Source organism: Aeromonas sp. QDB31, from assembly GCF_027707605.1.
GTDB lineage: Bacteria > Pseudomonadota > Gammaproteobacteria > Enterobacterales > Aeromonadaceae > Aeromonas > Aeromonas media.
On the sequence record NZ_JAPCIX010000002.1, the window covers coordinates 90,223 to 115,100 of the forward strand.

Sequence of the window (24,878 nt, forward strand, 5' to 3'; positions counted from 1 at the left end):
GAAACAATAAAAAACCTCGCCTGGCGAGGTTTTTTATTGGGCGGGACTGTGCTTCAGATCAGATGGCAAAGTCTTCCACGGATTTGCCTTCGGCCACGGCCTTGGCAATGGCGGAGGGCATGCGGCCCTGGCCGGTCCAGGTTTTTTCCACACCATTGTCCAGATAACGGTATTTGGCGGGGCGGGGGGCACGTTTGCCTTTGCTGGCCTTGGTGCTCTCGGTGGCAACTGTGCCCACCAATTCAGCAGGATCTATCCCTGCGGCTTTCAACATTTCGGCGTATTCGGCAATTTTCTTCTGATGTTCTTCACGGGCCTGGCGTTCGGCAGATTCATCTTGCTGGCGCTCGGCGACCACCTCGGACAATTTCTGCAGTCCCTCTTCCAGTTGCTCCAGGGACAAATCGCGGCAGGCTGCGCGCAGACTACGGATATTCAGCAGAATTTTCAGAAATTCGTTCATATTGGCTACCACGCGAGCAGAAATATTAATGGGAAGGGCTGGTTTTTCGATAATTTATAGGGGGGATTGGCACCAAGTCAAGCCTGCCAAAATAATTAATTAGGCAGATAAATAAAGTCCGGAAATTATTCACGACACCCGCTTTATTCTCATTGCAGGAGTTTCATTTCCGAATGAGTTCCGAGCAGATGAAAATATCGACCGCATCGTATTTTATGAACCATTTGACTACCATTTTTCCGCTTTTCGCCACACAAGCCTTGAAATTTAATCAAAAAACTTGCTATCAATCCGTGGCTCGATAAAATGTGCCGCGAATACCTTTAAGTAGAGGCGCGCTGCCTATGAGTAACCGAGCGGAGGGTGATGCCTGCGATGCTCGATGAAAGGAGTCGGCGCCGAAGTGACCAGGCCATCATACCGGGTTGCTGGTTCTGCATCGAACAGGTGCAGGACTGCCATAGTCATCCACTATGGAGCGCTACCTGAAGGGGCTGAGGAGTATGCCCGCCCTGGGTTTTGTTTCTTTGATCCTCTCGGTAGATCTCCACCTGTTGTCTTTAGGTGCAAAGAGATCATGGACATCGTTCATTACGCCGACTCCGGTTGGTCTGTCGTTCCCCCCCTGTTGGCCGTCGCCCTTGCGATCATTACCCGCCGCGTCCTGGTGTCGCTGGGGGTGGGCATAGTCGCCGGCAGTCTGCTGCTCAACCAGTTCTCTCCCCTCGAATCCCTGCATTACATGCTGAACACTGTGCTCAAGATCTTCTGGGTCGACGGTGCGCTCAACCGGGACAACGTCAACATGATCCTGTTCATGTTGCTGCTGGGGGGCCTCATCAGCCTGATGAGCGTCTCCGGGGCGACCCGGGCCTTCGCCGAGTGGGCCGAGCGCCGCGCCAAGACCCGCAAGGGGGCCAAGGCCCTCACCGGCATGATGGTCTTTGCCTTCTTCATCGACGACTTCTTCCACAGCCTGTCGGTAGGGGCCATCTGCCGCCCGGTCACCGATCGCTTCCAGATCTCCCGCGCCAAGCTGGCCTATCTGCTGGACTCCACTGCGGCACCGGTCTGCGTGCTGATGCCCATCTCCTCCTGGGGCGCCTACATCATCGCCCTGGTGGGGGGCATCATGGCGGCCCATGGCCTGACCGATCAGAGCCCCATTTCGGCCTTCGTCGAGATGATCCCGATGAACCTCTACGCCGTGTTCACCCTGATCATGGTGCTGGTGGTGATCGCGTTCCAGCTCGACATCGGCTCCATGCGTCAACACGAGCAGTGGGCGCTGGAAGGCAAGCTGTGGGATGAGTCCAAGGGGCGTCCCATCGGGCTGGACATGGAGTCTCCGGAGGAGAGCAATGGCGGCATGATCGACATGGTGCTGCCGATCCTGACCCTGACCCTGGCAACCGTCTACTTCATGATCGATTCCGGCGCGGCCGTGCTGGCCGACAAAGGCCTGCCATTCAGCGTGCTCGGCTCGTTCGAGAATACCAACGTCGGTTCTTCCCTGGTCTATGGCGCCCTGTGCAGTCTGGTGGTCTCCATCGGTCTGGCCATGCGCCTCAAGCTGGGTGCCAAGAACTGGATGAAGGCGGCTCCGCAAGGGATCATGGCCATGCTGCCCGCCATCAACATCCTGTTGTTCGCCTGGACCATAGGTGCCGTGGTGCGTGACGTTGAGACCGGCAAGTACCTGGCCTCCATGGCCAATGGCAACTTGCCGATCGAAGTGTTGCCGGCTGTGGTATTCATCCTCTCCTGCGCCATGGCCTTTGCCACCGGTACCAGCTGGGGTACCTTCGGCATCATGCTGCCGCTCGCCGGCGACATGGCCGCCGCCAGCGACATCAGCCTGATGCTGCCGATGCTGGCCGCTGTGCTGGCCGGCTCTGTGTTCGGTGATCACAGCTCGCCCATCTCCAGTACCAGCATCCTCTCGGCCACCGGCGCCGGCTGCCATCACATCGATCACGTGATGACCCAGCTGCCCTATGCGCTGGCCATCGCCTTCGGTGCGGCCATGGGTTACCTGGTCATGGGGATGATGCACTCTGTGCTGGCGGGCTTCACGGTCAGCGGACTCTGGTTCCTGATCTTCTCCGGTTACCATTTGCGCAAGGCTCGGGTGCAGCGCGCCCTGGCCGTCGCATAAAGAGAACAAGGGGCCCACGGGCCCCTTGGTTTTGGCAGGTGCTTTGGTTAGCATGCGCCCCATCAATCCCGTTTCGGAACCCCATCATGGCTTCACTGCACTACAAATTCGCCACCATGAACTCGGGCAAGTCGACCCAGCTCATTCAGGCCCACTTCAACTACCTGGAGCGCGGCATGGTTCCGTTGGCCATGACCCCTGCCATCGACGATCGCTTCGGGCCGGGGATCATCAGCGCCCGAGTCGGGCTGGAGCTGAAGGTGGAGGTGTTCAGTGACAGCTGCGATCTGTTCGAGATGGTCAAGGCGCGCCATGCAAATCGCCATATCGATGTGTTCATCGTCGACGAGGCGCAGTTCCTGACCCGCGAGCAGGTCTACCAGCTGGCCCGCATCGTCGACGAACTCAAGATCCCGGTCATCGCTTATGGCCTCAAGACCGATTTTCGCGGCGAGTTGTTCCCCGGCTCCTACCACCTGCTCTGCCTGGCGGACAAGTTCGAGGAGCTCAAGAGCATCTGCTGGTGCGGCAACAAGGCACACATGAACTCGCGGGTCAACGAGGCAGGCCAGGTGATGCGCGACGGCGAGCAGGTGGAGATAGGAGGCAACGACCGTTATGTGTCGCTTTGTCGCAAGCACTATCTGGAAGGACGGGCTTACAAGTAAGTCCGCAGCATGAATAAGGGCGCCTCGTGGGCGCCCTTTTTTGTCGACGGACGGTTCAGTCTATCTCTATGTCTACCGGCGCTATGATGGGGTCGGCCACCGGCAGGCGGTGGAACAGCTGGCGAAAATGTTGCTGTACCCGGCCTATATCCACCAGGGACATGCCGGAGGCAAAGCCGAACCAGACATAGAGACCGGTGAGATCGCGAAACATCGGGGGCAGATAGCGGGGGGCATCGATGAGCCCCTCCAGATAGTGCTGATAGAGCACAGGGATGTCGTCCAGGGTCACCTTGCCGACGAACAGCATGGGCAGGATCTCCGGCACCCCTTCCAGCACCGCGCTGCGGATGAAGTTGACCGTCTCCACATAGCCCCTCACGTAGGAGAGATCCTTGGTGAAGCAGGCGCCTCCCTCGACCATGCCGCCCCTAAACACCCGCTGGGTGATCTTGTAGGCATCGTGCTCGCTGGCCCCCTTCTCGACGAAGTGGCGGAACACCTCGATGAAGTCGGCGCCGCGCTCCGCCATGTCGATGGCCATCACCCGATCCGAGATGCGCTTGGCCCGGTCCGGGAAGGAGCTGAAGGTGAGGGTCTCGATGAGCACAGCCAGCCCCTCCTGACAGGCGGTGATGCGCGGCGAACCGGCCCCCAGCCAGGTGGCGTAGGATTGCTGGCGGCCGTTGAGGGTGGTGCCCACGTGCACCCAGCCCTCGTGCACCTCCAATACCTGCAAGTCCAGCTCAGAGAAGCGGGCGTGGGAGCTCAGCTTGATGTAATCCCCCCCGGCGGCGGCATCGGAGACGATGCCATCGCTCAGCTTGACCTGCACTGTGCCGTCGCTGAAGTAGTTCGACAGCTTGCCCTGCAGTTTGGCCACCGCGGCTTCCCCCTCGAACTCCTTGGGGTAGGGGCGCACCAGATGGCGGGCGCCGGGCAGGGAGAAGATGTCGCACAGGCGGGCACCCAGCTCTTTCAGGGTCTTGCGATCCCCGCGCAGGTGATCGCTCGCCGAGCCGTAGAGCAACTGGCTGTAGCGTTGAAAGTCCGGCTGCCCGCGCTGGCGCAGCATCTCGATCACCACCATGTACTGATCCACCGTCTCTTGCAGGATCCGGCCAAGATCATCCTGTGGCCCCAGCTTTCTGCGGATCCTGTCCCTTAGCTCCTTGAGCTCCAGGTATTTGTTGCGGGGATCGAAATCGAGGGGGAGGGCCTGATAGAAGTCGGTATCGATGGCGGGCAGCACTCGCCCGCCCTTGGCGAGAAACTCGGTCTGCAGGTGGCGGGGCCACTTGATGGCATCCAGGATGCGAATGGGTTTTTGCAGGGCGAGCAGTTCATCCGAGAGGGATTTCAGGTGCAGGCGATACTTTTCTTGGATGGTCATCGGGCCTTCTGTGGAGGCGAGTGCGCTACGAGAATGGCTGAGTATATGCATAGCGCTTGCCAAAAAGAAGCGAGACCGGGAGTGATCCGGCCTGTGCGCTTTTGGTTGTCGGAAAATTGGTTTAGACTGCGCCCCTTGATCCTTATTGTGTTCGTGAAAATGATGAATATCCCCAGCTCTGAAATGATAATGCGTTGGCTGCAGCAGGCCCGGATCGAGCACTATGTGTGCGATCAGTGCCACGGCATCCACATGGTCTCCCTGCAGTCCGTCGAGGGCATCCAGGAGAGCCGGATCTTCGTGGAAGAGGAAGGGTTGCTGTTTTCATCCGAGCTGGAGGTACGCCCCTCATCGCTGCTGCCCCTGGTGGCCGAGCTGGGTCGTCTCAACATGCAATACCCGTCCCTCAAGGTGTTCCTCGACATCATAGATGACAACCTGCCGCGCCTCGTCGTGGGCCATACCGTCTTCACCAAGGCGGGTCTCTCCGTCGAGCAGTTCCTGCTGTTCGTCGAGAGCACCACGGCGGCGACCCATGAAGTGGTTTCCGAATGTGAACGCCTCGGCTTCCTCAATCTGCCGGAGATCCAGGTAGCACCGGAATCTGTGCACTGAGTTGCGCGTTTAATGTGCGAACGGTTCGCGGCAGCCAAAAAGCCGTTGACGCCGGCGGGGCTTTCCCCTAAATTACGCCCCGTTCCGGCGCAACAGCTCCGCGAATGTCGTGTTGGCTGAACACGTTAAACCACAGACAAAAATTTGGTGATGTGCCCAAGTGGCTGCCAGCCGATGAAATCGGCAAGAAAGCACGCAGCGCGTGCTCCGCAAGCCACAGGCAGATGACTGAAACAAATTGGTGAGGTGTCCGAGTGGCTGAAGGAGCACGCCTGGAAAGTGTGTATACGGCAACGTATCGAGGGTTCGAATCCCTCCCTCACCGCCAAATTGAAAAACCGACCTCAGGGTCGGTTTTTTGCATCTGGGTTACCGTGTTCCCTGATGCGCATAGAGGGAGGGTGAGAACCCTCGCCGGGTTCGAGCAGAGCGGCTTGCCGCGATGAACGGCCAGAGGCCGCCCCGAAGGGGTGAGCCACGCAGTGGCGAATCATCCCTCCCACACCGCCAAATAAAGTCAAAGGGCCTGTCGCAAGACAGGCCCTTTGACTTTCCGCTGATGGGCGGCTCGGTTCTGACTCAGGTTCGACAAGGGGCAGGGCAGCCCGGGTCAATCCAGACCCGCCGCCAATATAAAAACCCGACCTTATGGTCGGGTTTCTGTTTTGTGGTGCCCGGTCATCCCTCACGCATGTCCCTTGAAGCAGGCCAGGCGACATGCAGGGGATGCGGGTCAGGCGAGATCGAAGCGATCCAGGTTCATCACCTTGGCCCAGGCAGCCACGAAGTCCTTCACGAACTTCTCTTTCCCGTCCGCACTGGCATAGACCTCCGCCAGGGCCCGCAACTGGGAGTTCGAGCCGAACACCAGATCGACGCGGGTGCCGGTCCACTTGACCTTGCCTGTCTTGCGATCACTCCCCTCGTAGATACCCTTGGCTCCTGCTGCCGGTTTCCACTCCGTGCCCATGTCGAGCAGGTTGACGAAGAAGTCGTTGGAGAGGGTGCCCGGGGCAGAGGTAAAGACCCCGTGGCAGTTGCCGACGTTGGTGCCGAGCACCCGCATGCCGCCCACCAACACCGTCATCTCGGGGGCACTCAGGGTGAGCAACTGCGCCTTGTCGATCAGCATGGTCTCCGCGAAGGCGGCGCACTCGCCTCCGTAGTTGCGGAACCCGTCGGCGAGGGGCTCGAGCACAGCGAAGGAGTCCACATCGGTCTGGGCCTGGGAGGCGTCCATGCGACCCGGCGTGAAGGGCACAGTCACTGTGACCCCCGCCAGTTTGGCCGCCTGTTCGACACCGACGCCGCCGGCCAGCACGATCAGATCGGCGAGGGATACCCGTTTGCCGCCGGTGGCCGAGGCGTTGAACCCCTGCTGGATCCCTTCGAGGGTCTTGAGCACCTTGGCCAGTTGTGCCGGTTGGTTGGCTGCCCAATCCTTCTGCGGGGCTAGGCGGATGCGGGCACCGTTGGCGCCGCCGCGTTTGTCAGAGCCGCGGAAGGTGGATGCCGAAGCCCAGGCAGTGGATGCCAGCTCGGCGACGGTCAGGGAGGCCGCCAGGATCTTCTCCTTGAGGGCGGCTACGTCTTTGTCATCGACCAGGGGGTGATTGACGGCGGGGATGGGGTCCTGCCAGATCAGCTCTTCCTTGGGCACTTCTGGCCCCAGGTAGCGTGCGATGGGGCCCATGTCCCTGTGGGTCAGCTTGTACCAAGCGCGGGCAAAGGCATCGGCGAAGGCCTGGGGATCCTCATAGAAGTGGCGGGAGATCTTGCCAAACTCGGGGTCAAAGCGCAGGGTCAGGTCGGTGGTCAGCATGGTCGGCTTGTGGAACTTGCCCGGGATATGCGCATCGGGGATGATCTCGGGCGCATCCTTGGCCACCCACTGCTTGGCGCCCGCCGGTGACTTGGTCAGCTCCCACTCGAAGTTGAACAGGTTCTCGAAGAAGTTGTTGCTCCAAAGGGCAGGGGTCTTGGTCCAGGTCACCTCGAGGCCGCTCGAGACGGTGTCCTTGCCATGGCCGCTGCCGTAGTCGCTCATCCAGCCCAGGCCCTGGGCTTCCAGGGGGGCGGCTTCCGGCTCGGGCCCCTTGTGGGATTCGGGGGCGGCGCCGTGGGCCTTGCCGAAGGTGTGGCCACCGGCAATGAGGGCGACCGTCTCTTCGTCATTCATGGCCATGCGGCCGAAGGTGGAGCGGATGTCCTTGGCCGCCTCCATGTAGTCACCGCTGGCATTGGGGCCTTCGGGGTTGACGTAGATGAGGCCCATGTGGGTGGCGCCAAAGGGGGCCGTGAGCTCGCGGTCGCCCTTGACCCGGTCGGGGTCGACCCCGAGCCAGGCGATCTCGTCACCCCAGTTGACGTCCTGATCCGGCTCCCACACATCCGGGCGGCCGCCACCAAATCCGAAGGTTCTAAAGCCCATGGACTCCAGCGCGACGTTGCCGGCGAGGATCAGCAGGTCGGCCCAGGAGATCTTGTTGCCGTACTTCTGCTTGATGGGCCAGAGCAGGCGACGGGACTTGTCGATGTTGACGTTGTCGGGCCAACTGTTGAGGGGAGCGAAGCGTTGTTGGCCGCGACCACCGCCGCCACGACCATCCGTGATGCGATAGGTGCCTGCGGCGTGCCAGGTCATGCGGATGAACTGGGGACCATAGTGGCCGAAGTCCGCCGGCCACCACTCCTGGGAGTCGGTCATCAACTTGACCAGATCTTTCTTGAGTGCCTTGTAGTCGAGGCTGTTGAATGCCTCGGCATAGTTGAAATCGTTGTCCATGGGATCGGAGCTGGGGGAATGCTGGTGCAGCAGATCCAGCCGCAACTGGTTCGGCCACCAATCACGATTGGTTCTGCCGACGCCGGCGGTGTGGTTGAAGGGGCATTTGCTTTCTTCACTCATCTCAGTCTCTCCTTGGAGGGCATGTACATTGCTGACACTTAGTATGGGAAGATTTCCACTGCGCTGTGTGAGGTCATGGCAGGAGAACCGTCTGCAGTTGATCGGGCCATTATCAATAACCCCTTTATTTTCAATTCATTGCGTTATTGTGCAGTGAGTGGATTACGAAAAGATGAATCACGACCATCTAGTTTAACAATCTATTTACGTTCTGCCCGTCTTCCCTCGCTTCAGGAGAGGCGGCAACTTGTGATGCCGCTGCCTGGGCGCAAGTGGCTGCTCGCCCTTCATGAGGGAAGTAGGCAAGGGACCTGCCTGGTTTTTATCCATATCACGGCCATCGACATTGAAGCTTGCGCTGTGTCATGGGGAGCAGGGATACATCGGGAGCCGTGATGACCCCGCTCATTTCTGTGATCTGGTCAGGCGACGTGACAAAGCTGGCGGGCCGGCGTGACGCTGACTGACCAGCAAAGAGACAAGCGTGAGGGAGCCTGGGCAGGGAGACAAAGAGTATAAAAGAGGAAGCGGAGCGCTCGGCGCAGATGGTGGGTCTGGGGCACAGGCACAAAAAAACCGGCGCAAGGCCGGTTTTGATGAGGGCATAAGCTGCCCGGTTCATGGCAAGTCAGGCTTGCCCCTGTCGGCTTGATTCAGCACGAACAGGCAATAATGGGGTGGCTGATGGGGCTCGAACCCACGACAACCGGAATCACAATCCGGGACTCTACCAACTGAGCTACAGCCACCACTGAAATCTGCCTTCGATGCCGCTCTTCGAGTGAAGAGTCACATCAATGGCGCGCCCTGCAGGATTCGAACCTGCGACCCACGGCTTAGAAGGCCGTTGCTCTATCCGACTGAGCTAAGGGCGCTCTGTATCGAGCCGCCACAAGACGTCTCGATGAACCTGGTCGGTGATAAAGGATTCGAACCTTTGACCCTCTGGTCCCAAACCAGATGCGCTACCGGGCTGCGCTAATCACCGAAATCTCATCGTCCAGCATACCGGGGGCGGTACGACTGGGCAACGGGCGGGCATCATACCCAAGCGTCAAAGTCAGCGTCAATGACTTTTTCCGCCAGTAAATTCAAATGCCTACTTATTGCCCGCCAGGCGAGAGCCGCTAACACCCGCGCCAAAAAAATGCGACAATGCGCGGCAGTTGAACACATGGTGAGTGAAGAACGATGTCTGCCAAAATCATTGATGGAAAACAGGTTGCGCAAACGATTCGCAATCAGGTCGCCGAACAAGTCCAACAGCGGTTGGCACTGGGCAAGCGGGCACCGGGTCTGGCGGTGATCCTGGTGGGGCTGGATCCGGCGTCCCAGGTCTATGTGGGCAGCAAGCGTCGTGCCTGTGAAGAGGTGGGGTTTGTCTCCCGCTCCTATGATCTCAGCGCCAATGCGACCCAGGAAGAGTTGCTGGCCCTGATCGACCGGCTCAATGAGGATGCGGAGGTGGACGGCATCCTGGTGCAGCTGCCCCTGCCGGCTCATTGCGACACCACCCAGGTGCTGGAGCGCATTCGTCCCGACAAGGACGTGGATGGTTTCCACCCCTACAACGTGGGCCGTCTGGCACAGCGCATCCCGGCGCTGCGTCCCTGCACCCCCAAGGGGATCATGACCCTGATCGAGGCGACTGGCGTCAAGACCCACGGTCTGCATGCTGTGGTGGTAGGTGCTTCCAACATCGTCGGTCGCCCGATGACGCTGGAGCTGCTGCTGGCGGGTTGCACCACCACCACCTGTCACCGCTTCACCCAGGATCTGGAAGCCCAGGTGCGCCGTGCCGATCTGCTGGTAGTGGCGGTGGGCAAGCCGAACTTCATCCCGGGGGAGTGGGTCAAGCCGGGGGCCCTGGTGATCGACGTGGGGATCAACCGCCTGGCCGACGGCTCCCTGGTGGGGGACGTGGAGTTTGAAACGGCGCGCAATCACGCCGCCTTCATCACCCCCGTGCCCGGTGGCGTGGGGCCCATGACGGTGGCCAGCCTGATGGAGAACACCCTGAGCGCCTGCCAGGATTATCACGACGCCTGAGCAGGGCTCCTTCCCGCACCCGGGAATGGATGAGAGAAAGGGAAGGCCTGGCCTTCCCTTTTTTATTGCGCGTGGCGCCGGTCGTGCATGGTGCTGAGGGTCAGATCAGGGCCAGCGCCGCCGCCAGATCGGCGATGAGATCATCGGCATCCTCTACCCCTATGCTGAAGCGGATGAGGTCGTCATTGACCCCGGCGGCGAGGCGGCTCGCCTCGTCCATGGCCGCGTGGGTGGTGCTGGCCGGATGGCAGGCCAGGCTCTCGAGATCCCCGAGACTCACCGCCTGCACGAACAGCTGCAGGTTGTCGAGCAGGGTGGCGCAGCGGGGGAAGCCCCCCTCCAGCTCTATGCTCACCATGCCGCCAAAGCCGCTGGCGAAGGCGCCGAGGGCGTCGTGGCCCGGGTGACTGGCGAGCCCCGGGTAGATCACCTTCTTCACCGCCGGGTGGGCGGCGAGGAAGTCTGCCACCTTCTGGGCATTGTGCAGGTGGGCATCCATGCGCAGGGGCAGGGTCTTGACCCCGCGCTGCAGCAGATAGGCCTCCTGTGGGCCTATGGGGGAGCCGATGTGCTTGAGGGCCACGGTGCGCACCGACTTCATCAACTCGTGGGAGCCCGCCACCACACCGGCGATGATGTCGCCGTGACCACCGAGGTACTTGGTGCCGCTGTGCATCACCAGATCGATGCCGAGCTCCAGCGGGCGCAGCAGATAGGGGGTGAGGAAGGTGTTGTCACAGACGCTGATGGCGCCCACCTTGCGGGCCGCTTCCACCACCACCCGGGGATCCACCACCTTGAGGGTGGGGTTGGTCAGGGTCTCGAACAGGATCACCCTGGTGGCGGGGTTGATGTTGGCCAGCAGATCCTGATCGCTGTCGTAACTTGTGATGGTGATGCCGGCCCGGCTGAAGGTCTGTTTCAGGAACGCATCGGTGCCGCCGTAGAGGGGGCCGACATAGGCCACTTCATCTCCGCTGCTGGCCAGGGCATAGAGGATGGCGCTCACCGCCGCCATGCCGCTCGCCACCACCAGCGCCTCGTCGGCGCCCTCGAGGGCCGCCAGCTTCAGCTCCAGCTCGGCGGTGGTGGGGTTGCCGAAGCGGCTGTAGATAAAGCCCGGGGCCTGGCCTGCGAAGCGCTCCTTGCCCGCCTGGGCATTGACGTAGCTGAAGGTGCTGCTCTGGTAGAGCGGTGTGGTGAGGGCGCCGGTCTGGGGATCGATCCGCTGGCCGCTGTGCACGCTCATGGTCTTGAATTTCATCGTTTTGCTCCGTGGTCGCCAGGCTATGGCGTTGTTGTTCTGGTGTGTAAATCGGTGGACGGGATGGCGGCTTGTTGCCATCCCCCTTGATGATGTCAGGCCGGTACCGGCGCCTGCGCTACCCTGTGTTGCTGAGCATAGTGGCGCGCTGCCACATCCGGGTGAGAGCGCAGCCTCCCCTTGAGCACGTTTTCCCCCACCTGATAGAAGAGCGGGTTGGCGGGGTCGCTCTCTGGCCCTTGTGCCTGTGCCGCCAGCTCGGGGGAGAGCGACAGCAGCGGCACTGTGGCATCGAGTCTCGCCGCCATAAAGAAGGCGCAGGAGAGACGCGAGACCCCTGGGGGCGGGCTCACCACCCGGTGCAGAGTCGCCTTGAGGTAGCCGTTGGAGGCAAGCTCCAGCAACTCGCCTATGTTGACCACCAGGGCGCCGGGCAGGGGCGGTGCGGAAATCCAGCCCTGCGCCGTCTCCACCTCGAGCCCCGAGTGATCGTCCTGCATCACCAGGGTCAGGTAGCCGGGATCCTTGTGGGCGCCGACTCCCTGGCCGCTGCCTCCCGCTTCCCGTCCCGGGTAGTGAATGAGCTTCATGTGCTGATAGGGGGCGCCCTGGATGCTCTCGTCGAACACCCCGGCCGGTTGCGCCAGCACCTCGGCAAAGGCGGCGAGCAGGGTGAGGGTGATGTCGCTCAGCCGCTCTTGCCAGTCCAGCAGTTGCGTCTTCATCTCGGGCAGGGCGGTGGGCCACTGGTTGGGGCCTATGAGCCGCTGCCAGGGTTTGCCGATCTGCGCCAGGGGGAGGGCCTGCTCCTCGTTCATGATGTCGAACTGCTCCCGCCTGTCCGGCCGCTCCCGGGTGAGCTCGGCACCCACCAGGTTGTAGCCACGAAAGTGGGGGGAGTGCACCATCTGCACCGCCAGCTTCTCCTGCAGGGGCAGGGCGAAGAAGCGGGCCGCCAGCGCCAGGGTCTCCCGTTGCTCCGCTTCGCTCAGACCATGGCCTGTCAGATAGAAGAAGCCGATGTCGCGGGCCGCCCGGCCAAGCTTGGCCAGCATCTGGCGACGTTCCTCGGGGGTGCCGTTGATCGCGGCATAGTCGATGATGGGCAGTGATGAATGTTCCATGTGCATCTCCTCACTTGCCGGATGTCGGGTGCAGTCCCGAGGCTCCGGTACAAAGACGGCGGTGTGGCTCGTGGCAGGGCTCGGGTCCGTGGTTCACGATGGCACCATTTGGGTTTAAGGGGATGCTACTGTTCGGGGTTATAAGGTGGAAGCAACAAAATATTCTTAGTTATATACAAAAGTCGAAATAGAATTCGATCCCTTTGGGGCAGTCTGTCGATTACACGGAGAAAATGCGCCCCTGGCGATCGCCTTGCCCATGAATCCTCCAGGGGCAGGGAAGGCGCAGTGCCCGTGGGAGGCGAATGAACAAAGGGGAGGCATCAGCCTCCCCTTGGGTAGTGTGGCGCAGAGGATAGTGGGCGAGCGCCCGCTCGGTGCGCCCCGGTCAGTGTCTTCAGTAACCCAGGGTGAAGCGCTGGAGCAGGTGCGCCGGTGTTTCCGCCTCGTTCAACACCCCATCCGCCAGATCCCCGACCCTGATCCCGGCAGGCTTGTCGCCGCTAAAGAGCACCTGATCGCCCCCGAGACGATAGCCGCCGCGCTTCTCGCCGGGTTCGAGGAACACCGGCGGGGAGACGAAGCGCCAGTCGAGAGCGGCTTCGCGGCGCAGGGCGGTGAGACCGTCGCGGGCCGCCAGCGCCCCTTGCTTCCACTCGGCCGGGAAGTCCGGGGTATCCACCAGCTGCACGCCGGGGGCTATCTCCAGGCTGCCGGCACCGCCGACCACCAGCAGCCAGCTGTGGGCGGCTTTGGCTGCCTCGACAATGGCGCTGGCGCCCTTGAGGTACTGATCATGGATATCCGGGGTACTCCAGCCCGGGTTGTAGGCGCTGATCACCCTATCGTGCCCCTTGATCACGTCGGCCAGCGCCTGCGGGTCCTGGGCATCGACCGCCACGGCGGTGACCTGCGGATGGGGGGTAAGTTTGCTGGTGTCGCGGACGATGGCGGTGACGTGATGGCCACGGCTGACGGCCTCATTGAGGATGGCTGAACCGACAAAACCGCTGGCACCTATGAGGGCAATCTTCATGGATATCTCTCCTTCACTGTGGGAATGAGGCTATCCTACGCCCCCGGATGTGATTTAATAATCCTCTGTAAATTGCATTTACTTGTAAGCTGGATTTAATAATGGATCAGCTCAGACGTTACGCCATCTTCGCCGCCGTGGTGGAGGCGGGCACCATGACGGGGGCCGCCAAGGCCCTCGGTATGACCCCCTCCGCCGTCAGCCAGCACATTGGCCAGCTGGAGAGCCTGCTCGGCCTCACCCTGCTCCATCGCTCCACCCGTCGCCTCAGTCTGACCGAGGCGGGGGAGGTGGTGTGGCAGGGGTGCCAGTCCCTGCAACAGACCCTCAACCAGACCGAGCTGCGCCTGTCGGAAGTGCGCGACAGCCTGCTCGGGGAGGTGCGGATCACCGCCCCCGTGGGGATGGCGGGCCAGCCGCTGGCGCTGGCCTTGTCGCCCCTGCTGCAGGCCCATCCTGGCCTCTGCATCCAGATCATCGCCGACGACGAGAAGCGGGATCTCATTGCCGAGCGCATCGATGTGGCGCTGCGGGTCGGCTCCCTGCCGGACTCCACCCTGGTGGCCCGCAAGCTGGGCCAGACCCGGATGCTGCTGTGCGCCGCCCCCGCCTACCTGGCGCGCAAGGGGACGCCGCGCACCCCGGCAGATCTGGCCGCGCACGACTGGCTCTGCGGCGACATGCTGGGGAGCGGCTTGCTGCTCCTTGACGAAAAGGGGGGCGAGCACAGGGTGAGGTGCAAACCCAGGGTGCAATGCAACAACGTGCTGCCCCTGCGCCAGTTTGCCCTGGCGGGGCAGGGGATCTCCCTGCAACCCGAGGGGGAAGTTGCTGAGGATCTCGCCCAGGGCCGCCTGCTCGCCTTGCTGCCAGGCTTTCGGGTGCCGCCCATGGAGATCCACGCCATCACCCCCCAGCGGGAGATCCCGGAAAAGGTGCGCCGGGTGATCACCGCCCTGCGCAGCCATTTCGCCGAGCCAGGGGGGACGGCGCGCCTCTTGTAGCAGGCCAAAAGCAGGGGGCAGCCTGTTGGCTGCCCCCTGTGGATCCTGCTTATCCCGCGTTACTTCATGTAGAGGCCGCCGTTGATGGCTAGGGTTTCCCCCGTGATATAGGCGCCTGCTTCGCTGGCGAGGAAGGCCACGGCGGCGGCAATCTCCTCCGGTTTGGCGAGGCGGCGCATGGGAATGTCGGCCTTGATGCTGTCTAGGATGTCGCTGCGGATCGCCTCCACCATGGGGGTGGCGGTGTAGCCGGGGGCGATGGCGTTGACCGTGACCCCGAAGCGGGCGCCTTCCGCCGCCAGCGCCTTGGTGAAGCCCAGCATGCCTGCCTTGGCCGCCGAGTAGTTGACCTGACCGAACTGCCCCTTCTGGCCGTTGACCGAGGAGATGTTGATGATGCGGGCATCGCGCTGCTCGCACATGGCGTCGAACAGCGGCTGGGTCACGTTGTAGAGGCTGCACAGATTGGTGTGGATCACCTCGAACCACTGATCCGGCACCATCCGCTTGAAGGCCCCATCCCGGGTGATGCCGGCGTTGTTGACCAGCACGTCCACCCGGCCCTCCTCCTGCAGCAGGCGGCCCAGGGTCTCGCGGCACATGGCGGTGTCGGCCACATCCAGCGCCAGCAGCCGCACCCGATCCGGCTGATACCCCTGCTCCTGGTACCACTCCCGTGCAGCGGCGGCATTGACGCTGGAGTGGGTGGCGATGATGCGATACTCCTGGGCCAGCAAGGCGGTGGTGATGGCGGATCCGATGCCGCCCCGAGCTCCGGTGATCAAGGCAATCTTCTTCATGGTTGCACTCCCTGCAATTTGGCTCGAATGAGAGCCAGATGATCGATGCCAGACAACTGATAAATCTGTTTTCAAACAATCTGACAGAGGAAGGCGTCACTTTTGTGACAAGAGGGAGGGCAGACCCCACCAGAAGGGGAAGATGGCACCGCCAGCCCCCTTGCTCCCGGCACGGCGGCCATGTTTAATGTGCACTCCTGAACAGAGGCTGATCCTCTGCAGGCAGAGACCAGCACCCGGCATGACAATCACCACATCTTTCGCACCTTCCGACCCGGCGCCACGGACGCGTCCCCATTTCACCCGCATCGAGCGGGTGCTCGACTACATTCACGCCCACCTGGATCAGCCCCTGTCGCTGGAGCAGCTGGCCGAGCAGAGCTGCTGGTCGCGCTGGCAGTTGCAGCGGGTTTTCTTGCACGAAACCGGCCAGACAGTGGCCCACTATGTGCGCGAGCTGAAGCTGAGCCTGGCGGCGGAGGCGCTGCTTTCTGGCCGGCAGCGGGTGCTGGATCTGGCGCTGAACCATGGTTTTGGCTCCGAGGTGAGCTTCAGCCGGGCCTTCAAACAGCACTTTGGCTGCTCGCCCCTGGCCTATCGCAAACGCGGCCTGCGGCTGGGGCTGCGTACCCCCCTGGTACGGGTCCCCATGCCGCTGACCAGTCCCCCCAGGCTGGTGCAGGTGCGGGTGGAGAGCCGGCCGGGATTCACCCTGCACGGCGTCAGGGGGGAGATCCGGGGCCTCTTTGCCGAAGACCCGGACTTTCAGCAGACGGTGCCTGCCATCTGGCGTGCCTGGCGCGAGGCGGGGGGGCTGCCATTGACCAGCGAACTGCTTGGCGTGGTGGACGTCTCGGGGGCGGGGGAGCGGCTGCCTTACTGGGCCGGGATGGCGGCAGAGGAGGGGGCTGAACCCCGGCCCGGGTTGGCGTGCCTTCGGGTTCCGTCCCAGGAGTATGCGGTGCTGAGCCACCAGGGCCCCATCGAGCAACTGGGGCCGAGTCTCAACTGGTTCATCCAGCACTGGCTGCCAGCCTCCAGCTATCGCGGGCTGGATGGCTTCGAACTGGAACGCTATGCCCCGGGTTTTGACGGTCGGAGGGCGGATGCCTCCATGGAGTACTGGCTGCCCATCGTTCCCTGCCCGGGTTGAGCGTGCACGTCTTCACTCAAGTCCCCTATCCCTGGCGAGGCCGCTTGCGGCTGATGGCCGACCCTCTGTGCGCCTGCCAAAGATAGTCATTTGAATTCATGGTCTTTTCTCATCGACATAAGGCGTCGTCGACTGAGGCTAATCTCGCCTGTTTTTCGCCTCTCTGCCCGCCAAGATGCCCCAAATTGTTAATTCAGGGGCAAATTAGCACAATAAAATGCAAATGATATTTGTTACTATTCACATGCAGTAGGCAGTCGAGGATCAGATGCAACTTGTTCACCCCCCATTGACCGTGGTCGCCGCGACCATCTCTACCCTGTTGGCAGGCTCTGTGCTGGCCGCCACTCCCGGCAGCCAGGACGCGGCGCTTGCCGACGAGACCCTGACCGTGCTTGGTCAGACCTATCGCAATACGGCGACCAAGACCCAGCTTGACCCCATAGAGACGCCCCAGGCGATTTCGGTGGTGGACAGCGAGACCCTAGAACAGCGCGGCGTCAGTTCGGTGAGCGAGGCGCTGCGTTACGTGCCCGGGGTTAACACCGAGCTGCGGGGCGGGGCGGTCAATCGGCTGGATCTGTTCAACATCCGCGGCTTTGACAACTACCAGAACTTCTATGACGGCCTGTTGCTGCAATACAACGAGTGGAACCTGCAACCCCAGATAGATCCGGTGGCCATCGAACAGCTGGAGGTGTTCAAGGGGCCGACCTCGGTGCTCTACGGCAGCATGCCCCCCGGCGGTATGGTCAACCTCATTGCCAAGCGGCCCCAGCGGGAGAGCAAGCACAGCGTCAGCGTGGCGACGGGGACGGGCACCCTCAAGGAGATGACCCTCGACAGCACAGGCGCCATCAACGACCGGCTCGCCTACCGGGTGGTGGGGCTGGCCCGTCAGAAGGAGGGGCAGGCGGTGACCTCCGAAGAGGAGCGCTACGTATTCGCGCCCTCCCTCGACTGGCAGCTGAGTGATCGCACCCTGCTGAACCTCAACCTCTACTACCAGAAGGATCCGCAAGCCGGCATCTACACCACCGTCCCCGCCAGCGGCTCGGTCAAGAGCAACCCCCTGGGGCAGCTTGGCAGCGATACCTTCCTCGGCGACGAGAACTGGAATGAGTACAACCGGGATGTGACCCTGCTCGGCTACAAGCTGAGCCACGACTTCAACGCCAACTGGCAGGTGCTGCAAAATGCTCGCTACATGGATGCCTCCGCCTATCAGCGCAACACCTACAACGCGGCCCTGGCGGCGGACAACCGCACCCTGGCCCGCAACGCCTATCTCACCGATGAAGCGTCGAAAGGCTTTGTCATCGACAACCAGCTGGCAGGCAAGGTGCAGACCGGCGGTGCCCAGCACAACCTGCTGCTCGGGGTCGACTACCAATATCTGGACGCGCGCATCCTCTACCGGGACACGCTCGACTACTCTGCGCCCGCCATCGACATCTTCAACCCGGACCACAACCAGATCCGGCCGGATGCCCTGACCTTCTCCTATGAGGATCGCAAGACCATTCGCCAGTCCCAGACCGGCGTCTATCTGCAGGATCAGGTGCGCCTCGACCGGCTGGTGGCCATCGGTGGCGCCCGCTACGACAGCTACCGGATGGACACCGACAGCCGCGGCCTCTACCTGGGAGCCGCCAGCCAGTCTCTGGCCCAGATCGATCAGGACAACCTCTCCTTCCGCCTCGGCGCCCTCTATGAGCTGGATTATGGCTTGTCACCCTATGTGAGCTATGCCGAGAGCTTCGAGCCAGTACCGGGGGCGGACAAGAGCGGCAAGGCGTTCGATCCCGCTACCGGCCACCAGTGGGAGGGGGGGCTCAAGTTCCTCTCCGAGGACATGAGCAAGACGGCCACGATCTCGGCGTTCCATATCACCAAGGAGAACGCCCTGGTGACGGATCCGGACAACGTCTACGGGCCCAAGCTACAGACCGGCGAAATCGTCTCCAGGGGGATAGAGCTGGAAGGGCGCGCCGATCTCACCAGCCGGCTGGATCTGGCGTTGAGCTATACCCGCCAGGACATGGAGATCACCAAGGACACCACGGATCTGCAGGGCAAGACCCCGGTCTGGGTACCCAGGCAGATGGCCTCCTTGTGGAGCAACTACCTGCCGGGCGGCAGCCTGGAGGGAATGCGGGTAGGTGCCGGCCTGCGCTACGTGGGGGAGGCCCAGCTCGATGCCGCCAACACCGATACTGTGCCGGATTATCTGCTGATGGACATGTCCGCCTCCTATGATCTCGCAGCCCTCAGCGCGAGCATGAAGGGGGTGGGGGTATCGCTTAGCGCCAGCAACCTGCTTAACAAGACCTACTACTCCTGCTACGACCAGAACAACTGCTGGTTCGGGGCTGAGCGCAATGTGGAGGCTCGACTCAAATACGTATTCTGACCTTGCGCCCCGGACCTGCGCCGGGGCCCTCTCATCACGGGATACCGGCGCGTGGCGGCCCCTCTGGCAGCACCTCGTCTGGGTTTGGCAGTCTGCTCAACCACCGGCAGGCCCGCCACCAGGCGGACCACGATGCCCTGTTCGCCGCCGCCGAGCAGCTCATTCCCTCCCTCAAGGGGCGGCTGACGGCTGGGGATATGCCGCTGCTGGCAATGGCTGATGCCGACATGGCCCCCGGGGCTGTGACGTTGGCGCTGCACGAGCACTGGCGGCTGGCACATCCGGAGGCGGGCCCCGCCTATTGGCTGACCCGCAGTTGGGGCATGCTCTGCTGGCAGTCCATCTATCTCGCCATGGTGGCCGTCTATCGCGTCGGGGCCGTGCCTGCCTTGGATCGCATGGGGCTGGGCTATGGTGCCGGACTGGTGTCCGGTTTCAGCCTGCCGGCCCTGCCCATGATCAGGGGCGAGCGGGAGGTACTGATCGAGGCGGCAGGACGGCGCTTGCGCCGCCATTGGCAGGGATTGTTCGAGGCGATGGCCAGCGGGCAGCGGCTGAGGCCCGGCTTCGTGCGCCCGCTCCTGGCTGACGATCTGCTGGCGGCCCTGGTGCGGGTGCCGGATTTCTTCGACGAGGTGAGCCGCGAGCAGGTGGCGGCCCATGCTCCGCTCTGGTTGGCCGCCTGCGGCTTGCCCGCCGAGCATCTGGCGGGCTGGCGCCTGGCGGTGGAGCCGGCGGGTGAGACGAGCGCCGCTCCCGGCTATGTGCGCCAGCGCTGCTGCCTGCACCACAAGCGCAGCGACGGCAGCCTGTGCGACAACTGCCCAAGGCAGCAGGATCCTCAAGCCCGCTGTGGTGATGGGACGACGCAAGCACAGCAATAAACGGTTGAATAGTTGGCAAGGCCGCCCCCTGGGGCGGCTTTTTCATGCCCTGTCATTGCTCGGCCATCTGGGTGCGAATGCGCTCGAACAGGCTCTGCAGACAGGCTTGATCCTTGTCGGCGGCACGCACGGCGCCATACATATGGCGGCGGATCCCGGTGCCCAGAGGGCGTGCCTCGAGCAAGCCCTGGCGCACGAACTCTTCGCTGGCCCAGCGCGGCAGGGCGGCGACCCCGAGTCCGGCGGCGGCCATCTGCAGCATGACGGAGGTGTTGTCCACTGGCTTGCAGCGGGCGGGCTCCACCCCGGCGGGTTGCAGGAAGCGGCTGAATACGTCCATGCGTGCCCGCTCCACCGGGTAGACCAGCAGCACCTCCTGTTTGAGATCGTCAGGGGCTATCCGGGCCTGGTGACAGAGGGGGTGATCCGGTGCCATCACCAGGGTGAGATCGAAGGCGAACAGGGGCTCGAAGTGGAGATCCCCGCGCGCCTGCACGTCCGAGGTGAGCAGCAGGTCGAGCTGGCCGCCGAGCAGGGCGCTGATGGCATCGAAGCCGGGCACGGACTCCACCTCAAGGGCCACCCCGGGCCACTGGCGGCGAAAGCCCGGCAACAGCGGCAGCAGCCACTGGATGCAGCTGTGGCAATCCAGCGCCAGGTGCAGCCTGCCCGCATCCCCGCTGTGCAGGGCCAGCAGCTGGCGCTCGGTCTGGGCCAGGGCGGGCAGCACCTGACGGGCCAGGGCCAGCAGATGCTGGCCGGCCGCCGTCAATACTAGGGGGCGGCTCTTGCGCAGATAGAGCTCCAGGTTGAGGCGGGTCTCCAGCTCTTTCAACTGGTGGGAGAGGGCGGACTGGGTGAGGTTGAGGCAGAGCGCCGCCCCCGCCAGGGAGCCCTGCTCGGCCAGGGCACTGATGGTCTTCAGGTGCTTGAGATCGATGCCCGTGTTGGTGTTCTGATGGCTGGTCGACTGGTTGGGCACACCCATGGCACTGCTCCTTTGTGCGTCAGTTGAGGATTTCTTGAGAGCCAGTTGAAGAGGATTCAATAGCCAAGGCCACCTTATCTCGTCACTCTAGATGTGTAAACATCTGGATGGCTAAATCATCCAGTGTCCCATCAGATGAATGAGCATAAGGAATTGGACCTATGACACGAGCACACACCCTGGGCTTCCCCCGTATCGGCGCCAAGCGCGAGCTGAAATTTGCCCTCGAATCCTACTGGCGCGGCGAGACCACCCAGGCCGAGCTGGTCGCCGTGGGCAAGAGCCTGCGTGAGCGCCACTGGCAGGCTCAGCGCACCGCCGGAGTCAACCTGCTGCCGGTGGGCGACTTCGCCTGGTACGATCAGGTGCTCGGCACCAGCCTGCTGGTGGACGCCGTGCCTGCCCGCCACCGCCATGGCGACACCGATCTCGACACCCTGTTCCGGGTGGCCCGTGGCCGTGCGCCGACCGGCCCGGCTGCCGCCGCCGCCGAGATGACCAAGTGGTTCAACACCAACTATCACTACCTGGTGCCCGAGTTCAGCCGCGACCAGCGCTTCAAGCTGGGCTGGAGCCAGCTGTTTGAAGAGGTGGAAGAGGCCAAGGCGCTGGGGCTGCCGGTCAAGGCGGTGCTGCTGGGCCCTGTCTCCTACCTCTGGCTCGGCAAGGAGAAAGAGAGCTGCTTCTCTCGTCTGGAATTGCTCGATCGCCTGCTCATCGTCTACCAGGAGATCCTGGGGAGGCTCTCGGCCCAGGGAGTTGAGTGGGTGCAGATTGACGAGCCGGCCCTGACGCTGGACCTGCCGGACGAGTGGCGTCTGGCCTACCTCAACGCCTATGAGCGCCTGGCCGGCCCTTGCAAGCTGTTGCTCACCACCTATTTCGGCTCTGTCGCCCATCAGCGCGACATCATCACCAGCCTCAAGGTGGATGGCCTGCACCTGGATCTGGTGGCCGCCCCCGAGCAGCTCGAGACGCTCGTTCCTCATTTGCCGGCCCAGTGGGTGCTCTCGGCGGGGGTCATCAACGGCCGCAACGTCTGGCGTGCCAACCTGGGCAAGCTGGCACCGACTCTGAAAGCGCTGAAGGAGAAGCTCGGCGAGCGCCTCTGGGTGGCCTCCTCCTGCTCATTGCTGCACAGCCCGGTGGATTTGACCCTGGAGCACGAGCTGGATCCCCAGACCCGCAGCTGGTTCGCCTTCGCCCTGCAAAAGTGCTACGAGCTGGGGCTGCTGGCGGACTACCTGGATGGGGGCGAGCTCGACAAGATCACTGCATACAGTCAGCCTATCGTCGATCGGGCGTCCGACAGCCGGGTTCACAAGAAGGCGGTGCAGTCGCGGCTCGCCAGCCTCACCAACAGCGACTTCGATCGCCAGAGCGCCTACCCGGTGCGTGCCGACGCGCAGCGCACCGATCTCAAGCTGCCGCTGCTGCCCACCACCACCATAGGCTCCTTCCCGCAGACCTCCGACATCCGGTTGCTGCGCCAGGAGTGGCGTGCCGGTCGCATCGACGACGCAGCTTACGAGGCGGGCATCCAGGCCCAGATCAAGGACGCAATTGAGCGCCAGGAAGCCATAGGGCTGGACGTGCTGGTGCACGGCGAAGCCGAGCGCAACGACATGGTGGAGTATTTCGGTGAGCTGCTGGATGGCTTTGCCATCACCCGCTTCGGCTGGGTACAGAGCTATGGCTCCCGCTGCGTCAAGCCGCCGGTGATCACCCGGGATATCGACAGACCCACCCCGATGACGCTCGAGTGGACCCAGTTTGCCCAGAGCCTGACCGACAAGCCGGTCAAGGGCATGCTGACCGGCCCGGTGACCATCCTCTGCTGGTCTTTCCCGCGTGAAGACGTGAGCCGGGAGCAGTCCGCTCTGCAGATTGGTCTCGCCATTCGTGACGAGGTGGCGGATCTGGAAGCCGCCGGCATCAAGATCATCCAGATCGACGAGCCGGCGATCCGTGAAGGGCTGCCCCTGCGCAAGCAGGATCACCAGGCGTATCTGGACTGGGCGGTGCGCGCCTTCCGCCTGAGCGCAAGCCCTGTGGTGGACAGCACCCAGATCCACACCCACATGTGTTATAGCGATTTCAATCTCATCATAGAGGCGGTGGCGGCGCTGGATGCGGACGTGATCACCATAGAGACGAGCCGTAGCCAGATGCAGTTGCTCGAAGCGTTCGAGCGCTTCAACTACCCCAACGAGATCGGTCCGGGCGTGTATGACATCCACTCGCCGAACGTACCGAGCCAGGGCTGGATTGAGGATCTCATTCGCAAGGCGGCCAAGCAGATCCCGGCCGAGCGGCTGTGGGTCAACCCGGACTGCGGCCTCAAGACCCGCGGCTGGGAAGAGACCACGGCTGCCCTCAAGGTGATGGTCGATGCGACTCGGGCGCTGCGGGCCGAGCTGGCCTGATCCCCCAGCAAACAACAAGAGAGTACGGGCATAACGAGAGAGGGACGGCGCAAGCCTTCCCTCCTTTTTGCATGACGGCCTTGGGGACCTCAGGGGGAGCGGCAGGGGAGTGCCGGTTGGCAAGTATGGTGCCGGGCTTTGCGGCCGGTGACGCGCCTGCGATGACGCCTACCGCGCGAGCGCCTCGGCCAGCCAGCGCCGGTCGAGGGAAATGGTATTGCGACCCCCGATCACCGGATTGAGGTGTACCGCGTCCGGGGCGCCGGGATCCTGAGGCCGCAATGATGCCTGTGCTGGTGCTGGTGCTGGGGGGTGAGAATTGGCTAGAATCACGCATTTGAAATAAATGTTATCGTCGGCGGGAGCAGGATGCAGTTCAGGGATTTTTTACCGGTATCTACCAATACCAGCCTCAAAGAGAGTTGTTACGGCGCCCTTGGCGCCTTCGTCGGATTGCTGGGCACCGCCTTGCTGTGCCAGTGGGGGCTGGGACTCGAGGTGCACTGGTTGATCGCCCCCATGGGGGCCTCCGCCGTGCTGCTGTTTGCCGCCCCGGCGAGCCCTCTGGCTCAACCCTGGTCCATCTTGGTGGGCAACGGGGTATCGGCCCTGATGGGGGTGGTCAGTGCCAGCCTGGTGCCGGACATGGCGCTCGCCTCGGCCCTGGCGGTGATGCTGGCCATCGCCGCCATGTTCCTCACCCGCAGTCTGCATCCCCCCGGCGGCGCCGTGGCCCTGACCGCCGTCATCGGCGGTGAGGGGATCCGGGCGCTGGGGGTGGGTTATGTGTTGCTGCCGGTGCTGCTCAACTCCCTGCTGTTGCTGACTCTGGGGTTGCTATACAACCGCGCCTTGGGGCGCCGTTATCCCCATGGCGGCAAGGTGGCGCCCAATCGCCACCAAACGGCAGATCCCCAGCCGAGTGCCCGGCTGGCCACCCAGGACATCGACTTTGCCCTGGAAAAGCATGAGGAGCTGCTGGACATCAGCCGCCAGGATCTGCAGGAGCTGCTGCAGGAGGCCCAGTTGCACGCCCTGCGGGGGCGAGTGGGCACGGTGCGCTGCCAGGAGGTGATGTCGCGGGATCTCGTCGTCACGGCGCCGCAAGCGCTCGCCATGGAGGCCTGGCACCTGCTCTCCCACCACCAGATCAAGGCGCTGCCGGTGGTGGACGAGGGAGACAAGCTGGTCGGCATCATCACACTGCATGATCTGATGATCGACCGGGTGGGCCGCCAGCCCAGGGCTCGAGCGGAGCTCGAGCAACTGACAGTGGCGGATCTGATGACCCGGGAGGTACACAAGGCGCGGCGCTACCAGCCCCTCTACGATCTGGTGGAAGCCTTCTCAGACGGCGGCCTTCACCACATGCCGGTGGTGGAAGGGGATCAGCTGGTGGGTATCATCACCCAGTCCGACATGGTGGCGGCGCTCTTCACCCTGGCCCTGAAACCCGGGCTGACGGAGGACGAGGTGCCCCCTGTGAGCCATAAGAATGAGCCATAAGAAACGGGCCCCTCGCGGGGCCCGTG

The 24,878-nt window shown here is 62.9% G+C and carries 18 protein-coding genes, 4 tRNA genes, 1 other RNA gene and 1 riboswitch; of the genes, 12 read left to right on the forward strand and 11 right to left on the reverse strand.

Annotation, left to right across the window (positions count from 1 at the left end):
- Positions 1-58 precede the first annotated feature (58 nt).
- Positions 59-463: an H-NS family histone-like protein gene (locus tag PG898_RS02440; protein WP_025327182.1), complete on the reverse strand. Its 405-nt coding sequence runs from the start codon at positions 461-463 to the stop codon at positions 59-61.
- Between the two features lie 320 nt (positions 464-783).
- Positions 784-955: riboswitch (Lysine riboswitch) on the forward strand.
- Positions 956-1,040: 85 nt separating this feature from the next.
- Here PG898_RS02440 and PG898_RS02445 point away from each other — a divergent pair.
- On the forward strand, positions 1,041-2,621 hold the full coding sequence (locus PG898_RS02445; RefSeq protein ID WP_226172600.1) for a Na+/H+ antiporter NhaC family protein: 1,581 nt from the start codon (positions 1,041-1,043) through the stop codon (positions 2,619-2,621).
- An 86-nt stretch (positions 2,622-2,707) separates the two neighbouring features.
- Positions 2,708-3,289, forward strand: coding sequence for a thymidine kinase (locus tag PG898_RS02450; protein ID WP_226172603.1), 582 nt, complete (start codon positions 2,708-2,710; stop codon positions 3,287-3,289).
- Positions 3,290-3,344: 55 nt separating this feature from the next.
- Here the strand turns inward: PG898_RS02450 and PG898_RS02455 are convergent, their stop codons facing one another.
- Positions 3,345-4,682 carry a flavohemoglobin expression-modulating QEGLA motif protein gene (locus tag PG898_RS02455; RefSeq protein ID WP_270823454.1) on the reverse strand — a complete coding sequence of 446 codons (1,338 nt, stop codon included), beginning with the start codon at positions 4,680-4,682 and terminating at the stop codon, positions 3,345-3,347.
- Between the two features lie 159 nt (positions 4,683-4,841).
- Here PG898_RS02455 and PG898_RS02460 point away from each other — a divergent pair, with 159 nt between their 5' ends.
- The 3 genes from PG898_RS02460 to PG898_RS02470 all read left to right on the forward strand — a co-directional run bounded on the left by PG898_RS02460 (position 4,842) and on the right by PG898_RS02470 (position 5,807).
- Positions 4,842-5,297, forward strand: coding sequence for a YbjN domain-containing protein (locus PG898_RS02460; RefSeq protein WP_161507131.1), 456 nt, complete (start codon positions 4,842-4,844; stop codon positions 5,295-5,297).
- Between the two features lie 240 nt (positions 5,298-5,537).
- Positions 5,538-5,625: transfer RNA gene (locus PG898_RS02465), tRNA-Ser, on the forward strand.
- A 53-nt stretch (positions 5,626-5,678) separates the two neighbouring features.
- Positions 5,679-5,807, forward strand: a non-coding RNA gene (locus PG898_RS02470) — RtT sRNA.
- A 223-nt stretch (positions 5,808-6,030) separates the two neighbouring features.
- On the opposite strand, the gene katG is transcribed toward PG898_RS02470, so the two are convergent.
- The 4 genes from katG to PG898_RS02490 form a co-directional block, all read right to left on the reverse strand.
- A complete protein-coding gene (gene katG / locus PG898_RS02475) occupies positions 6,031-8,205 on the reverse strand; it encodes a catalase/peroxidase HPI (protein WP_171268931.1) in 2,175 nt (724 codons plus the stop codon).
- 673 nt (positions 8,206-8,878) lie between these two features.
- A tRNA-His gene (locus tag PG898_RS02480) sits at positions 8,879-8,954 on the reverse strand.
- A 49-nt stretch (positions 8,955-9,003) separates the two neighbouring features.
- Positions 9,004-9,080: transfer RNA gene (locus PG898_RS02485), tRNA-Arg, on the reverse strand.
- Between the two features lie 36 nt (positions 9,081-9,116).
- A tRNA-Pro gene (locus PG898_RS02490) sits at positions 9,117-9,193 on the reverse strand.
- 203 nt (positions 9,194-9,396) lie between these two features.
- On the opposite strand from PG898_RS02490, the gene folD reads away from it, so the two are divergent.
- Positions 9,397-10,254 (forward strand): bifunctional methylenetetrahydrofolate dehydrogenase/methenyltetrahydrofolate cyclohydrolase FolD, encoded by an 858-nt coding sequence (gene folD, locus PG898_RS02495; protein ID WP_005326697.1) that lies wholly within the window; start codon positions 9,397-9,399, stop codon positions 10,252-10,254.
- 100 nt (positions 10,255-10,354) lie between these two features.
- Here folD and PG898_RS02500 read toward each other — a convergent pair whose 3' ends face one another.
- The 3 genes from PG898_RS02500 to PG898_RS02510 form a co-directional block, all read right to left on the reverse strand.
- Positions 10,355-11,518, reverse strand: coding sequence for a trans-sulfuration enzyme family protein (locus tag PG898_RS02500; protein ID WP_270823455.1), 1,164 nt, complete (start codon positions 11,516-11,518; stop codon positions 10,355-10,357).
- Positions 11,519-11,613: 95 nt separating this feature from the next.
- Positions 11,614-12,642, reverse strand: a complete 1,029-nt coding sequence (locus tag PG898_RS02505; protein WP_270823456.1) for an isopenicillin N synthase family dioxygenase — start codon at positions 12,640-12,642, stop codon at positions 11,614-11,616.
- A gap of 397 nt (positions 12,643-13,039) precedes the next feature.
- Positions 13,040-13,678: an NAD(P)-dependent oxidoreductase gene (locus PG898_RS02510; protein WP_270823457.1), complete on the reverse strand. Its 639-nt coding sequence runs from the start codon at positions 13,676-13,678 to the stop codon at positions 13,040-13,042.
- 101 nt (positions 13,679-13,779) lie between these two features.
- Here PG898_RS02510 and PG898_RS02515 point away from each other — a divergent pair, with 101 nt between their 5' ends.
- A complete protein-coding gene (locus PG898_RS02515) occupies positions 13,780-14,682 on the forward strand; it encodes a LysR family transcriptional regulator (RefSeq protein ID WP_270823458.1) in 903 nt (300 codons plus the stop codon).
- A 59-nt stretch (positions 14,683-14,741) separates the two neighbouring features.
- Here the strand turns inward: PG898_RS02515 and PG898_RS02520 are convergent, their stop codons facing one another.
- Positions 14,742-15,482 carry an SDR family oxidoreductase gene (locus PG898_RS02520; protein WP_270823459.1) on the reverse strand — a complete coding sequence of 247 codons (741 nt, stop codon included), beginning with the start codon at positions 15,480-15,482 and terminating at the stop codon, positions 14,742-14,744.
- Between the two features lie 241 nt (positions 15,483-15,723).
- On the opposite strand from PG898_RS02520, the gene PG898_RS02525 reads away from it, so the two are divergent.
- From PG898_RS02525 to PG898_RS02535, 3 genes are all read left to right on the forward strand, one after another.
- Entirely contained in the window at positions 15,724-16,635 is a 912-nt protein-coding gene (locus PG898_RS02525) for an AraC family transcriptional regulator (RefSeq protein ID WP_270823460.1), read from the forward strand.
- Positions 16,636-16,903: 268 nt separating this feature from the next.
- Positions 16,904-19,048, forward strand: a complete 2,145-nt coding sequence (locus PG898_RS02530) for a TonB-dependent siderophore receptor (RefSeq protein WP_270823461.1) — start codon at positions 16,904-16,906, stop codon at positions 19,046-19,048.
- Positions 19,049-19,140: 92 nt separating this feature from the next.
- Positions 19,141-19,932 (forward strand): siderophore ferric iron reductase, encoded by a 792-nt coding sequence (locus PG898_RS02535; RefSeq protein ID WP_270823563.1) that lies wholly within the window; start codon positions 19,141-19,143, stop codon positions 19,930-19,932.
- 52 nt (positions 19,933-19,984) lie between these two features.
- On the opposite strand, the gene PG898_RS02540 is transcribed toward PG898_RS02535, so the two are convergent.
- The gene (locus PG898_RS02540) at positions 19,985-20,920 is read right to left on the reverse strand and encodes a LysR substrate-binding domain-containing protein (RefSeq protein ID WP_226172632.1); all 936 of its coding nucleotides are present in this window, start codon (positions 20,918-20,920) and stop codon (positions 19,985-19,987) included.
- A gap of 161 nt (positions 20,921-21,081) precedes the next feature.
- Between PG898_RS02540 and metE the strand changes: the two genes are divergently transcribed.
- Together metE and PG898_RS02550 are read left to right on the forward strand one after the other, a co-directional pair.
- On the forward strand, positions 21,082-23,346 hold the full coding sequence (gene metE, locus PG898_RS02545) for a 5-methyltetrahydropteroyltriglutamate--homocysteine S-methyltransferase (RefSeq protein WP_270823462.1): 2,265 nt from the start codon (positions 21,082-21,084) through the stop codon (positions 23,344-23,346).
- A 369-nt stretch (positions 23,347-23,715) separates the two neighbouring features.
- Positions 23,716-24,852, forward strand: a complete 1,137-nt coding sequence (locus PG898_RS02550; protein ID WP_043129811.1) for an HPP family protein — start codon at positions 23,716-23,718, stop codon at positions 24,850-24,852.
- The last annotated feature ends 26 nt before the right edge of the window (positions 24,853-24,878 follow it).